At 45.2% G+C, this 13,790-nt stretch carries 11 protein-coding genes and 1 other annotated feature; of the genes, 5 read left to right on the top strand and 6 right to left on the bottom strand.

Annotated elements, in window-relative coordinates:
* Positions 1-98: 98 nt before the first annotated feature.
* Positions 99-1,103 (bottom strand): LLM class flavin-dependent oxidoreductase, encoded by a 1,005-nt coding sequence (locus SB24_RS13070; RefSeq protein WP_015418250.1) that lies wholly within the window; start codon positions 1,101-1,103, stop codon positions 99-101.
* A 113-nt stretch (positions 1,104-1,216) separates the two neighbouring features.
* On the bottom strand, positions 1,217-2,110 hold the full coding sequence (locus tag SB24_RS13065; RefSeq protein ID WP_031378315.1) for a LysR family transcriptional regulator: 894 nt from the start codon (positions 2,108-2,110) through the stop codon (positions 1,217-1,219).
* Positions 2,111-2,207: 97 nt separating this feature from the next.
* Between SB24_RS13065 and SB24_RS13060 the strand changes: the two genes are divergently transcribed.
* Positions 2,208-3,125 carry a DMT family transporter gene (locus SB24_RS13060; protein WP_003151595.1) on the top strand — a complete coding sequence of 306 codons (918 nt, stop codon included), beginning with the start codon at positions 2,208-2,210 and terminating at the stop codon, positions 3,123-3,125.
* 34 nt (positions 3,126-3,159) lie between these two features.
* Here the strand turns inward: SB24_RS13060 and SB24_RS13055 are convergent, their stop codons facing one another.
* On the bottom strand, positions 3,160-4,500 hold the full coding sequence (locus SB24_RS13055; protein ID WP_007407366.1) for an amino acid permease: 1,341 nt from the start codon (positions 4,498-4,500) through the stop codon (positions 3,160-3,162).
* A 62-nt stretch (positions 4,501-4,562) separates the two neighbouring features.
* Positions 4,563-4,802: a binding site (T-box leader), on the bottom strand.
* Positions 4,803-5,481: 679 nt separating this feature from the next.
* Here SB24_RS13055 and SB24_RS13050 point away from each other — a divergent pair.
* Positions 5,482-6,789, top strand: a complete 1,308-nt coding sequence (locus SB24_RS13050) for an amidohydrolase family protein (protein ID WP_015418252.1) — start codon at positions 5,482-5,484, stop codon at positions 6,787-6,789.
* A gap of 29 nt (positions 6,790-6,818) precedes the next feature.
* On the opposite strand, the gene SB24_RS13045 is transcribed toward SB24_RS13050, so the two are convergent.
* The 3 genes from SB24_RS13045 to SB24_RS13035 all read right to left on the bottom strand — a co-directional run bounded on the left by SB24_RS13045 (position 6,819) and on the right by SB24_RS13035 (position 9,414).
* Complete coding sequence (locus tag SB24_RS13045) at positions 6,819-7,793, bottom strand: LacI family DNA-binding transcriptional regulator (RefSeq protein ID WP_007407368.1); 975 nt, start codon at positions 7,791-7,793, stop codon at positions 6,819-6,821.
* 68 nt (positions 7,794-7,861) lie between these two features.
* The gene (locus SB24_RS13040) at positions 7,862-8,530 is read right to left on the bottom strand and encodes a YczE/YyaS/YitT family protein (protein ID WP_039253782.1); all 669 of its coding nucleotides are present in this window, start codon (positions 8,528-8,530) and stop codon (positions 7,862-7,864) included.
* Entirely contained in the window at positions 8,527-9,414 is an 888-nt protein-coding gene (locus tag SB24_RS13035) for a Cof-type HAD-IIB family hydrolase (RefSeq protein ID WP_015418254.1), read from the bottom strand. Before SB24_RS13035 ends, SB24_RS13040 begins: the two co-directional genes overlap by 4 nt.
* A 422-nt stretch (positions 9,415-9,836) precedes the next feature.
* On the opposite strand from SB24_RS13035, the gene SB24_RS13030 reads away from it, so the two are divergent.
* From SB24_RS13030 to SB24_RS13020, 3 genes are all read left to right on the top strand, one after another.
* Positions 9,837-10,694, top strand: coding sequence for a MurR/RpiR family transcriptional regulator (locus SB24_RS13030; protein WP_003151588.1), 858 nt, complete (start codon positions 9,837-9,839; stop codon positions 10,692-10,694).
* 184 nt (positions 10,695-10,878) lie between these two features.
* On the top strand, positions 10,879-12,423 hold the full coding sequence (gene gntK / locus SB24_RS13025; protein ID WP_007407372.1) for a gluconokinase: 1,545 nt from the start codon (positions 10,879-10,881) through the stop codon (positions 12,421-12,423).
* Positions 12,424-12,449: 26 nt separating this feature from the next.
* Entirely contained in the window at positions 12,450-13,778 is a 1,329-nt protein-coding gene (locus SB24_RS13020; protein WP_007407373.1) for a GntP family permease, read from the top strand.
* Positions 13,779-13,790 lie beyond the last annotated feature (12 nt).

The following is a 13,790-nucleotide window of genomic DNA, read 5'->3' as shown; positions in this document are numbered from 1 at the left end:
AAGAAAATTTTTCTATTAAATAATATCATAATAGTATGAAATTTCGTATTATTGCACAAAAACAGGCAGCACACTATATATTATGTGCTGCCTGTTTTTCATCTTTTTAATTCGGCGATGATCTCAAATGATCTCATTCTGTCGGCATGCTCAAAGCTTTCTGAATTCACCATGATTTCATCCGCCTGTGTTGTCCGGATGAAGCTTTCCAGCTTTTCCTTCACACGCTCCGGTCCGCCGACGATCGTTGAACTGAGCTGTTCATTGACCATCGCTTTTTCATACGGCGACCAGATTTGATCCATGTCTTCAACAGGAGGCTTCAGCTGGTTCGGCGTGCCGCGGACGAGGTCTAAAAATCTTTGATAATGCGATGTTGCCAGATGCTCCGCCTTTTCGTCCGTATCGGCGGCAATGACGGTGACGCCGACCATCGCGTACGGTTGATCCAGTACGTCTGACGGACGGAAGGAGCTGCGGTACAGCTCAAGGGCGGGCACGGTGTTTTTCGGTGAGAAGTGAGCCGCAAAGGCGAACGGAAGCCCGAGCTCTCCCGCAAGACGCGCGCTGAAGCCGCTTGAGCCCAAAAGCCAGATCGGCACGTCCAGCCCTTCGCCCGGAATGGCGCGGACTTGATTGCGCACATTGCCGGACGGTTTGAAGTAATTTCTCAATTCTTCAAGCTGCTCCGGAAAATCTTCCCCGCTGTTTATGTTTCTTCGTAAGGCTCTCGCCGTTAATTGGTCGGTCCCCGGCGCGCGTCCGAGCCCCAGGTCAATCCGACCCGGATACAACGTTTCAAGGGTTCCGAATTGCTCCGCGATCACAAGTGAAGAATGATTCGGCAGCATAATACCCCCAGAACCGACGCGGATTTTTTTCGTGCCTCCGGCGATGTGGCCGATCAGCACCGCCGTTGCCGAGCTGGCAACTCCTTCTATATTATGATGCTCCGCAAGCCAATAGCGGTTATAGCCCCACTCCTCGGCGCGGCGCGCTAAATCCATGCTGTTGCGGAACGATTCAGCAACCGTTCCCCCCTGTACGACCGGCGATAAATTCAATACGGAAAACGCAGTATCTTTCAATGTATGTTCAGCCATCGTTTTCTCCTTTATGGTTTAGTGTAAGCAGATCTTAAACAAGGTCTCTACCACACACCTTACCACAGCTTTTCCCGTGAGTTAAACAATTTGATTCGATGATCTTCGAACAATCAGTCAGCGGCGGTTTTCTTACGGATGAACAGCTCCTCGGCGACATCAATAAAAAGCTTGGCGGCAAGTGATGCGTCTTTCATGGAAGGAACCGCCAGCTGTACCTCCCTGAATACATCCGGCGTAAACTCTTTAATCACCACTTCTTCCGGGAGGGGATTGCCGGCCATGGACATATCGGATAAGATTGCCATGCCCAACCCCTCCCGCACCATATTGATGGACGTGCTGACATTAAACACGGTAAAGGCGGCGCAAAGTTCGGCACCGGCTTGTTTAAACAGGCCTGCAAAAGGTGACGTGTAACCGCCTTCGCAAACCACCATCGGTTCACCGTCCAGATCTTTTATCGTTACGGTGGAGCGTGAGGCGAGAGGATGATCTTTATGCATAACCGCTGCCATTTTGTCTTTTTTCAGCAGAAAGTAATCCATATCCTCTGTCGGGAACAGCAGAATGCCCGCGTCAATCATCCGGGATTGCAGCCATTCTTTTACTTCGTCCGCCGTTCCTTCATGCAGTACCAGCTCAAGCTTCGGATACCGATTTTTAAACACGCTGATCAGCTTTGGAATGAAATAAGCGGAAGCGGCCGGAAATGTGCCGATGTGAATCGTTCCCTGTTCAAGCCCTCTTTCCGCGGCCGCCAGCTGCTCGGCTTTTTCTATCCCTTTGAGCACCTCTCTGATATGAACGAGAATTTTTCCGCCCGTGTCCGTGAGCCTTACGCCGTTGCGGCGCTCGCGGATGATCAGCTTGATGCCGAGCTCTGACTCAAGCGCAGAGATGGCATGGCTGACAGCGGGCTGCGTCATATTCAGCGCCTGCCCCGCTTTTGTAAAGCTTCCCGTTTCAGCGATTTGAACAAAAACCCGCAGTTGTGTAATCGTCATAACGTTTTACTTATGCTCCTTATAAAAAAGATTCATTTTATTTATCTTACTGATTACCGTATCATATGATGGAATTGTTCTACAAGGAGTGAACGACGTGAAACAGCTTTCGAAAATACAGACGGCTCTTATGCTGGCGTTTCTAGTCACGGTGTGGGGAATTAACTGGCCGCTGACAAAGGCCGCGCTTGCCTATTCGCCGCCTCTTCTGTTTGCCGGAATCCGCACGCTGATCGGCGGACTTCTATTATTAATGGTGGCGCTGCCCCGTTTTAAAAAGCTGCGTTTTAAAGAAACGTGGCCGATCTATCTTATTTCTGCCATTTTAAATATTACTTTATTTTACGGCCTGCAAACGGTCGGCTTGAATTACCTGCCTGCCGGCTTATTTTCAGCCATCGTGTTTTTCCAGCCGGTTTTAATGGGCGTTTTTTCTTGGCTGTGGCTCGGGGAATCGATGTATCCTTTAAAAATAGCCGGTCTTATTCTGGGCTTTGCCGGTGTCGCCGTCATCAGCGCAGCCGGTTTCGGAGGCCATATTTCCATCGCCGGCATTCTTTTGGCCTTAGGCTCCGCGGTCAGCTGGGCGCTCGGCACGGTATATGTGAAAAGAACGGGCGGACGCGCGGACTCTATTTGGATGGTCGCTCTTCAGCTTCTGATCGGCGGCGTGCTGCTTGTCAGCTCCGGCCATTTTTCAGAAAGCTTTTCAGCGATTCAATGGAAAGCTCCGTTCATTCTCAGCCTTCTGTTCATTTCGGTATTTGTCATCGCGCTCGGCTGGCTCGCCTTTTTTACGCTTGTCGGTTCAGGGGAAGCAAGCAAGGTTGCCTCTTACACCTTCCTGATCCCGCTCATATCTATTGTCGTCAGCTCGATATTTCTGCATGAGCCGCTGACCGTCAGCCTTTTAGCCGGACTGCTTCTGATCGTCACAAGCATTTGTTTTGTGAATATAACACCGAAGAAACTGAAAACACCTGCTCTGGCCGCAGAAAAAAAGGCCGTTCATTAAAAAAACTCTTGCCGCGGGGCAAGAGTTTTTTTATTTATTGACGTCTCCCTTTCACGAGATACGCAGCCGTAATGAGGAGATAGATGGCCGCAGTGATGCATGTGATGACGATGGACGTCGTCGCAATTACTCCGATTAGGATGGCCAAAAGCGCAAGCACCGCGAACCATGTCGTATACGGGAACCATTTGACGTAATAAGCCGGCTGTTCTGTTGAATGTTTTCTTGATTTCAAATGGGCGAATCCGATAATCAGCCAGATGAACAGCACGGTATAGCCGAGGGAACCCATCAAATAATTAAATGTCTGGCTTCCTGCGAATAAAGAAATCAGGACGCCTACATATAAAAATGACGTACAAGTCAGAATCGCATAAACGGGAACCTTTTTCTTCGATAGTTTTGAAAAGATTTTCGGCAGCCGGCCGTCAGAAGCCTGCGTAAACAAGACGCGGGATGACCCGTACAGTCCCGAGTTCATAGACGAGATAATCGCAAGAAGAATGACGGCATTCATAATATGGTCGGCACCCGGAATTCCGATCATCTTAAATACTATGACAAACGGGCTTTCGGGAACGCTGTTGACTTGATTCCAAGGAATCAGGCTGACGATGATGAAAAACGGCAGCAAGTAAAAAGCGACAATCCGCGTTAACGTGCTTCGGACAGCTTTCGGGATCACCTTTTCGGGGTTTTTTGTCTCCGCCAGCGTGACGCCGATGATTTCCGTTCCGCCGTATGAGTAGATCACGACGAGCATCGCCGTAATGACACCCCCCGCTCCATGCGGGAAAAACCCTCCGTGATCCGTTAAATGAGACAGCCCCGGCGCCGTGTGATTGCCGAATGAGAAAAATAATAGCAGAATCCCGCATAAAATAAAGATGACAATCACTGTAATTTTAATGAGCGCGAGCCAGTACTCCGTCTCGGCAAACAGTTTCACAGAAAGCATGTTTACGACCGTCACCACAATGGAAATGATCAAAGCCAATATCCATATCGGACATTCCGGCAGCCAATATTGAATGAAAATGGCGGCTACGACCGCCTCAGCGGCAATATTGAGCACCCACATTTTCCAATAGATCCAGTCTAAAAAGTATGCAGCGTACGACCCGAGAGACTGCTGAACCAAATCACGGAACGTCCTTGCATGTTTGTTTCTGACAGCCATTTCGGCCAGCCCCTGCATAATAAACAGCAGAATGATTCCGCCGAGGAGGTAGGCCAGCAGCACGGACGGCCCCGCTTCATCAATCGCCGTGCTGCTGCCTTTAAAGAGCCCGGCCCCGATTGCGCCTCCAAGCGCCATCATCATAATGTGTCTGGACGACATCGTCCGTTTTAACGTTTGCTTGTCCTTTTCCATCTATCACACGCCCTCTCGCAAAAAGTGTTCATCACATAAAAAAGCACGCCGCCTCTTTTTAGAAAAGAGACGGCGTGCCTCAGGCAGCCGCGGTACCACTCTTGTTGATCCCGAATATCCGGAATCCAGCTTAAAAACCTTTTAACGAAGGTCAGCCGTTAGGACATAGGGAATATTCCGATAATTCCGTTCCGCCCTGCCACTTCCGGGCGAGTTCAAAGAACAATCAGTCCGCGTTGCACCAACCCGCGGCTCTCTTTTTCTGATTGGATTCTTTTACTGCTCCCGTTCACAGTGTTTTATGTTAAATGAATCTCTTGAGTTTTTATTTTCTGAATATAGTAACATAATATACAGTCTTCTATTTTCAAAGTCAATACTAATTTTTGCCGCTAGTTTTCTTATCACCTATATAAGACATTTTGACTGAACATGTTTAAATTCATATGCGGGGTGAGCCGGCCCCTAATATAGCGTAATCAGCACTTTATTTATATTGTTCAAACAGAAATTCCGACGAAAGGTTTTCCACGATATATGGACTGAGCGGCAAAAAGTTAGCAGAAATATGAAAGGTTTTACTCTTATGCTGGTATCCCAGCTTAGTAATTGCATTTCATTTCTAATCGTTCAACTTCAATGACTCCACAAGGTTCTATACCCGGAAGTCATATTCCATTTATTAAAGCTATTGACATGAAACCAATTCCACAAATTAAACTCGTGGAGAACACTAGTTGGCGTAACACGAAACAGTATAGAAGCATTTGTGGCGTTACAGCTAGTGTTTTTGAGTGTTTAAAGGAGAGTTTCAGGATACAAATAACAATAACGAGAACATCAGATGTAGAAAGTCGAATAAAAAACCTATATTTTTACAAAAAGTGATAATAAAAGGTTGATATGGTACGGGTTTCATACTTTAAGATGATGATGTGTCTTCACTGAATACTAAATAAACATTTCCAGGAGGCGTTTCCTATGCAGTCTAGCACATCATTTAACAGCCCAGCTTACCTTGAAACAAATGGAGTAATGAAAATCGCTGATATAACCTATAGTAATAACGAATGGCTGAACTTCGACATTGGAGGAGAAGGAATTTTTAAGAAATCAGGTTCTTATTTAGTTCCATCTCTTCCAGTAGAATTTCATTGTCATGGAATCGGTCACTATGATTTTAGCAATTTAGATCAATTAGATATTGAAAAGATCAATACACTAGCTGAAATAGAAGGGATTTTCTGTGTACCCTCTATTTTTCTTCCTCATAATCAATTAGATCAATTTGCAGCCTTTATGAAAGAGTTCCATACACAAAAGAGAAAGGGACGTTACCGTAATATTTTAGGTATTTCACTAGAAGGACCATTATTGGCCAGCTTTGCAGGCACACCGGAAAAAGGGAATTGGGCACCCTTAAAAGAAGAATGGGAAAAGATCGCTTCTTGCGGAGAATACGGTCTTATTTATACTGTACTGTCCCCAGATGCTATGACTGAAAACTCCTATCTAAAGAAATATATGACAGAAGAACATCCGAGTTTAGAATGGATTGTGGATACACTTGTGGAGGCTGGAGTAAAACCGGCGCTGGGTCACTTCCAAAAAGCATACCCGGAGGAAACCTCTGAACTTATAATGAAAGTTATAGATACAGCGCAAAAACGCAGCAATTACACTGGATCAGATGCCGTTTTAACAGATCATTTGTTTAATGATATGCCAAACAATTTTAAACACACCTGGAGAACACCCCAAGAAAGAGTACATAGATTAGAGGGGTTAAAAGATGCTCGGTTAGATAAATGGAACATAGATAATATCAACACACTTGTCGGAGAAGTTCCCGGTACTTTGATGAGAGCCGCGAAAGAAGGTTTACTAACCATTTGTATGAATTTTGATAGTGAACATGTAGACTTAGAAGTTGCACGACGGGTTGTAGAACTTGTTGGCTCTAAGGGTATTATAGCAATGACAGATCGCATTGACACAGATTCCATGTGCGGCCAATCACTGGAGAAAATTGAAGGGAATAATCTGTGGTATCAAGGGAAAGGGTATGTAGCAGCAGGGTCTTACACAATTGATCGGCTTATGCATAATATTCGTGCTATAGGTTTTAATGAGAAAGTTGTATGGAATATGACATCATTTGTACCATTAAAAGCTTGTCATTTCCTAAATGAACTTGAAAACCTATCCATGAAGCCCTTCAGTTTTATAGATGAAACGAAAAAAAGAGCTCATTTCAAAGCGCCTGCCCCAGAGCTGGTTCTGCGCTAAGCAAAAAAGACCACCATAAAGTGGTCTTTTTAAGTTGACTTTCTTTTCATAAGTTTTAGGTTCAACTTATTTATATTGGGGACATCTTTGTTATTCATTAAGTTATATAATAAATTTGCTGCTGTTTGTCCCAACTCTTTAATAGGTTGATGTATCGTTGAAAGTTCTATTACCTTAGATATCGGCTGATTATCAAATCCTATAACCGCCAGTTCTTCAGGTATTCGTATTCCCTGTCTTTTCGCTTCATAAATGATCCCCGCCGCAACATAATCACTTCCTACAACCATTGCCGCAGGACGAGGTGACTTATTTAGCAATAATTTTGCTATTTCTATACCATTCTCAATAGTGTACTGTTCCTCAAAGTACCAATTATCACTCCATTTCAATCCGTATTCATTTTGAAAGTGAAAAAATGATTTTTTTCTGCTTATGCCAACACCGCTCTTAGGATTTCCTATACACAGACCAATGGATTGATGTCCTTGATTTCGCAGATGATCAATTGCCATTTTGATTCCTGACTCATGATTAATAAATATATGTGCAACCTGTTTGCTTGCAGAAGCTTCACAGGAAACAATATTGCCAAACCCAGATATCTCGTCGAGTACGTGAGGGGGGCTTACACAGGATCCCAAAATAAGACCGTCAATAAGTTTGTATTTCAGTCTGTTAAAAAACTCCATTTCTTGTTCAGGATCGTTATTTGATTGGTGCACAAGTAAACTGTAATTATGTTTATTACACTCTTCGCCTATTCCGGCAATCAGTTTACTGAAAAACGGATGGTTGATTTTAGGAACAATGACTCCGAATACATTTGTCTTCCCCCTGGATAGGTTAATCGCGTTGAAATTCGGTACATAATTTAATTCCTTCATAGCTTTTAACACAGCGTCCCGCTTCTCAGGTTTTACATAAGGATGATTATTGAGAACTCTGGAAACTGTTGTCCGAGAAACGTTCGCTTTCTTTGCTATCTCTGTAATGTTTGTCATTACTGTTACTCCTTCTTAGACAGCGTTATCAGGATTTTACACTGAACAACACAAGGGAAAATAAGCATTTAATGAATTGTTTTATCATGGCCTCCATGAATATGTGCGCCTTCCTGTCCCACACTATAGATAGAACGGGGCTTCCCCATCTTGTGTAATAGTTTGTCAAATAAACCTACTAATATCCCCAGACATAGCAGCACAATGATGGTTCCTATCCCAATCGGCCCCTGAAGAATGATTGCAAGCACAAAAGCTAAAGCTTCCCCTATCGTCTTTGTAATATTAATACCCCAACCTGTACGTTCAGTAATAGCCAACATTAATTCATCATTCGGTATCGAAGGAAAAGATGCTCTTAAATAAATAGCGATTCCCATAGCCAATATACACAACCCTATCAAAAATAAACTCCATTGAAGAATGACAGCATCTGTTTTTAAGAACGAAAGAACCTTTAGGTTTAAAAGGTCAACAAAACTTCCAATAATAACAATCGGAATAAAACCGGCTAGATTAGGAAACCGCATTTTTATGAGGCTGTTTATAAAGATAAGGATTCCTCCGACAATGAAAACCCATGATCCGATTGTAAGGCCAATGAGTTCTGATAAAGCCACGTTCAGAGCATCCCAGGGGGCAATCCCGGTATTAGATTTAATCATACATACAACCCCCACGGATAAAATAAACAATCCGGCAATATAGATTAAACACCTTTTCACAAAATGGCTCATGGCTGTATACTCCGCGGTTTAGGGTCTTCTTCTTTCGTCAGAATGTAATGATGAAAAGCATAAGATACACCACACTCATCATTCGATAACGTTTTAAAAGCAGCCAATTGAATAAGCTTCTTATCTGCATTTCCCATGGCTATCCCTATTCCTGCTGCATGAAACATAGGCAGATCATTTAAATTATCACCTATTGCGATTGCATTCCGCGCATCCGTTCCATAATGTTCACAAAGTTTATTTAATGACGCTCCTTTATCTACTCCTGCACTTGTGATTTCAAGATTGAATGCTCCTGAACTCGTTACGGCACACTTCTTCAGTTGTCCAAAATATTCTTTAGCTTTTTTTAATTTTCTTTGGTTTGGCGAAACGATCATACATTTTATGACATACCGATAATCGATAGGGTCAATTGTACCCGGTATTTCCTCTAACCCGTATTGATGGATTTGAGCTTTAATAGAATTCCAAAATACTTCTTGATTAAAATGAGGTTCTTCCATTACTGTATTGTAAAGTTCTTTTTCAAGCTGCTGAATTCCTTGATTTGATACGACAATTTTGTCAGATAAGTAAAGCTGATAATAGATTTCTTCTTTATTTAACCATGTGATGATAGGTTGAATTACATCTGAATCCATAAAATGTTCGAATATTACCTGATTTCCCACATCAATTTGAGCGCCGTTTGAAGCAATAATCGGAAAATCCAAATCATATTTATTGATGATGTGTTTTGCATCAAATAAAGCTCTCCCTGTAGCGATTGTTACAAGATGACCTTGTTTTTGTCCGAGCTTTAAAGCTCTTACATCTTGTTCCTGGATAGTTAAGTTCTCTGATAACAGCGTGCCATCTAAGTCAATTGCAATTACTTTCATGTGAATTTCCTCCTCAGAGTTTAAAAATCATTGAAAGTATAATGTATGGTACGCGTTTCAGAGCAATTAGATTATTATATTAATTTGAAGTTTTTCTCCAGAAGCTGATTAGACCTGTGCTTCTCAAGTGTTCTCCTGCTTAATGATCCTTCTCTGGAATTTCAAGCGCTGGCAACTCACTAGAAACTGAACTGTAACAGGACAGCTTACACTTATGGCCGGCGACTTGGGCACCGGCACTTTTCAGAGAACGATCACTTTTTGTAAAAACCGGATGTATGAAGTGTCATTGAGGCGGTGTCCCCGATATACTTTTCTCTTTTCTTTCATTTGCGGTAAAGAAAACAAAACCTGATTCCCTTATGACAGAACTTGCTTTATCATAAAAGTATGCGTTTACATTCGAGTAGGGAGGTTATAGCATGACCCCTGTGAATTCAAGCAGCATCGGGAAGATTCAGGCGGCCAGCAAAGGTTTGTCGCCAAAATTGAGAGCGATTGCAGACCATATCGTGAAGGAACCGAAAGACGTGGTTCACCTTTCCATCATTCAGCTGGCGGAAAAAACGAAAAGCTCTGAAGCGACGATTTTCAGGCTGTGCAAACGGCTCGGTTTTTCCGGCTATCAGGATTTAAAAATCGCGCTTGCTCAGGAGATCGTTCAGGAGCCGGTGCAGCACATTCATGAAGAAATGAGCCCCGACGACGATATCGAAGTCATCATCCGGAAAGTTTTCCGCACAAACATTTCCGGTCTGACCGATACCTTTCAATTATTAGATCCGGCCGACGTTGAAAAAGCGGTAGAAATGATCCACCGCGCAGACAGAATCGAATTTTACGGAAACGGCGGTTCCGGGCTGATCGCCACAGACGCGTATCACAAATTTATGCGTACGGGTATAAATTGCATCGCGCACACGGATTCTCACTTTCAGGCGATGTCGGCGGGTCTTCTCGGTCCCGAAAGCGCAGTCATCGGCATTTCTCATTCGGGAAGCAACAAGGACGTGCTCGACGCGGTGAAAACGGCCAAATCGCTCGGCGCCGGCACGATCGGCATTACAAGCTACCAAAAGTCGCCGCTCACCCAGATTTCCGACGTGGTGCTGTATACGTCAACAAGGGAGACGGCTTTCAGAACGGAAGCAATGTCCGCAAGGCTTGCCCAGCTGTCGGTCATTGATACCCTGTATTTCGCCACGGCCCGGCTGCGGCAGGAGAAAACGCTCGCCAACTTGCAGCAAATCAGAAAAATGATCGCGCACAAACGTTTGTAATCGCTTTTTGAATATTTATTTTTCAAAAGAGAGAATGCCGATACAGCGGGAATTGAGGCAATTTTATGAAAAAAATTTTCTTCTTCATCGTTGATTTATAAAAAAATTATTCCTATAATTGACTTTGTAAGGGCATACATTATCAATCTATCTTATTATTCAATCAGATTAGGCGGGATATATTATGAAGGAAACCCAAGCTGTTATCGGTCTGGATATCGGCACGACCAGTACGAAAGCCGTTCTGTTCGGACCAAGAGGCAAAGTGTTAGCCAAGCATTCGGTTCACTATGATTTAATACAGCCAAAGCCGGCATGGGCCGAGCAGGATCCTGAGCACATTCTGGAAGCGGTTATCGGAAGCATCAGAGGCGCCGTCACAAAGGCCGGACTGAGCCCTGACAATCTGCTTGCAATCGGCATCAGCACCGCCATGCACTCATTGATAGCTGTCGATCAAAACGGCGGCCTGCTGACCAAAAGCATCATTTGGGCGGACAACCGCAGCGCCGAGCAATCAAAACGGATTTTAAAAGAGATGAACGGTTTTGATATTTATAAAAGAACGGGTACGCCGATTCACCCGATGTCTCCGCTTTCCAAAATTGTGTGGATGAAAGAACAGGACAAGGAGACATTCGCGAAAACCGCCAAATTCATCAGTATTAAAGAATATATTCTGCACGAGTTTTTCGGAACTTATGTCGTCGATTATTCGATCGCTTCGGCAACGGGGCTGTTCCGTTTAGATACGCTTTCCTGGGATGAAGAAGCGCTCCGGATTGCCGGAATCCGGGAAGATCAGCTGTCGGACATCGTGCCGACCACTCATCAGCTGCGCGGCCTTGCGCCGGAAATCGCTGCACGGATGGGCATTCATGCGGATACACCGTTTATTATCGGCGCAAATGACGGCGTGCTCGCCAACCTTGGAGTCGGCGCGATCGGCAAAGGCGAAGTGGCCGTTACGATCGGAACAAGCGGAGCCGTGCGTTCGGTGACGGATGCGCCGATTACGGATGAAAAAGCGCGGACATTCTGTTACGCACTGACTGACAAGCATTGGGTCATCGGAGGCCCGACGAATAACGGAGGCATTATGCTGCGCTGGCTTCGAGACGAATTCGCTTCTCCGGAAGTCGAAACGGCGAAGCGGCTCGGCATTGATCCGTATGATTTAATGATTGATATCGCTGATAAAGTGCCCGCAGGCTCTGAGGGATTGCTGTTTCTGCCGTTTTTATCAGGGGAGCGCGCGCCGTTTTGGAATCCGAATGCCCGCGGAACGTTTTTCGGCATCAGCCTCCGCCATAAACGGGAGCATTTTATCAGAGCGGTGCTGGAAGGCGTCATCATGAGCGTCTTTTCAATCGGTGTCGCACTGAGAGATTTGGCGGGCCCTGCAAAAGACGTGCGGGCATCGGGAGGATTTGCGAGATCGCCGCTTTGGAGGCAGATTTTGTCCGATACGATGGGACGGGAAGTCCTCGTTCCGGAAAGTTACGAAGCCTCGGCGCTCGGAGCGGCCGTCCTCGCTTTGCACAGCCTTGGCGAAATGGAACGGATCGAGGATGTTCAGGACTGGATCAGAATTTCTCACCGCCATGAACCGAACGTCAAAAACAGCGAAACATATATTGAGCTGTTTTACTTATACGAGCGGCTGTATGACAAGCTCAAAGATGAATTTGACGTCATCAGTGAATTTCAGCTCAAACAAAGCCGTTAATTCTTCTTTGAAAGGGTGAAAAGGTCATGTTACTGTTTATTGTCATTGCCGCTATTATCGTTTTACTCTTATTGATTACGGTCGCTAAATTAAATCCGTTTATCAGTCTTTTGATTACATCCATCCTTGTCGGTTTCGCAACGGGCATGAATCTGCCGGACATTATCGCTTCGATGAAAACCGGGCTCGGCAATACGCTGTCGCTGCTTGCGATCGTGCTGGCCCTCGGTACGATGCTCGGAAAAATGATGGCTGAATCAGGCGGTGCGGAGCGTATCGCCCACACCCTGATCGGCCGCTTCGGCAAAAAGAAAGTGCATTGGGCGATGATGGCCGTCGCTTTTATCGTCGGCATCCCGGTCTTTTTCCAGGTCGGCTTCGTCCTGCTCGTGCCGCTTTTGTTTACGATTGCGATTGAAACCGGGGTTTCATTAGTGACGATCGGGATTCCGCTCCTTGCGGGACTTTCCGTCGTGCACGGATTGGTTCCGCCCCACCCGGCGGCGATGGCGGCTGTCGGCATTTATCACGCCAATGTCGGAAAAACGATTTTGTTTTCTTTAATCGTCGGGATTCCGACTGCCATCATCGCGGGGCCGCTTTACGGAAAATGGATTGGTAAGCGCATTCATAAACCCGTTCCCGAACTGTTGAAAAAACAATTTATTGAACGGAATGAAAAACGCAAGCTTCCGGGATTCGCAAATACATTGTTTACGATATTGGTACCGGTGATCCTGATGCTTATGGCAACGCTTGCCGAAATTGCGCTTCCGGAAAAAAGCACGCTCTATGAAACTTTTAAATTTATCGGCGACCCTGTCACGGCGCTTTTGATCGCCACGGTTTACTCCTTTTTCAGCCTTGGTTTTTATCAGGGCTTTGACAGAGAAAGCATTTTAAAATTCAGCAATGACTGTCTGGGACCGATTGCTTCCATTCTGCTTGTGATCGGAGCCGGCGGCGCTTTTAACAACGTCCTGATTGATTCAGGCGTCGGCACGTATATCGCTGACATGGCGAAACACTCAAGCTTCTCTCCCGTTCTTTTAAGCTGGACGATCGCGGCGGTCATCCGTGTCGCCACAGGTTCAGCGACTGTCGCCATGATGACGGCGGCCGGCATTGTTGCACCGATTGCATCTGTCATGCCGGGCGTCAGCAGTGAGCTTCTCGTATTGGCAACGGGAGCGGGCTCTTTGATTCTGTCACATGTCAATGACTCCGGTTTCTGGCTCATTAAAGAGTATTTCGGAATGACGGTAAAAGAAACGTTCCTGACATGGACGGCGATGGAAACGATTATTTCTGTCAGTGCGATTTGTTTTATCATGATCATTAACGCGTTTATATAAAAACAAACCCCG

Origin of the sequence: Bacillus sp. Pc3 (assembly GCF_000815145.1) — a bacterium.
GTDB lineage: Bacteria > Bacillota > Bacilli > Bacillales > Bacillaceae > Bacillus > Bacillus velezensis.
The sequence above is the reverse complement of the archived record's forward strand: the minus strand, read 5'-3'. Positions and strand labels throughout refer to the sequence as shown.

Excerpts from the sequence above, each read along its gene's own strand:
- SB24_RS13040 (WP_039253782.1), bottom strand. The coding sequence starts at position 8,530 with ATGAGCCATTTTGTGAAAAGGTGTTTAATCTATATTGCCGGATTGTTT.
- SB24_RS13065 (WP_031378315.1), bottom strand. The coding sequence starts at position 2,110 with ATGACGATTACACAACTGCGGGTTTTTGTTCAAATCGCTGAAACGGGA.
- gntK (WP_007407372.1), top strand. The coding sequence starts at position 10,879 with ATGAAGGAAACCCAAGCTGTTATCGGTCTGGATATCGGCACGACCAGT.
- SB24_RS13035 (WP_015418254.1), bottom strand. The coding sequence starts at position 9,414 with ATGAAAGTAATTGCAATTGACTTAGATGGCACGCTGTTATCAGAGAAC.
- SB24_RS13020 (WP_007407373.1), top strand. The coding sequence starts at position 12,450 with ATGTTACTGTTTATTGTCATTGCCGCTATTATCGTTTTACTCTTATTG.
- SB24_RS13030 (WP_003151588.1), top strand. The coding sequence starts at position 9,837 with ATGACCCCTGTGAATTCAAGCAGCATCGGGAAGATTCAGGCGGCCAGC.
- SB24_RS13050 (WP_015418252.1), top strand. The coding sequence starts at position 5,482 with ATGCAGTCTAGCACATCATTTAACAGCCCAGCTTACCTTGAAACAAAT.
- SB24_RS13045 (WP_007407368.1), bottom strand. The coding sequence starts at position 7,793 with ATGACAAACATTACAGAGATAGCAAAGAAAGCGAACGTTTCTCGGACA.
- SB24_RS13055 (WP_007407366.1), bottom strand. The coding sequence starts at position 4,500 with ATGGAAAAGGACAAGCAAACGTTAAAACGGACGATGTCGTCCAGACAC.
- SB24_RS13070 (WP_015418250.1), bottom strand. The coding sequence starts at position 1,103 with ATGGCTGAACATACATTGAAAGATACTGCGTTTTCCGTATTGAATTTA.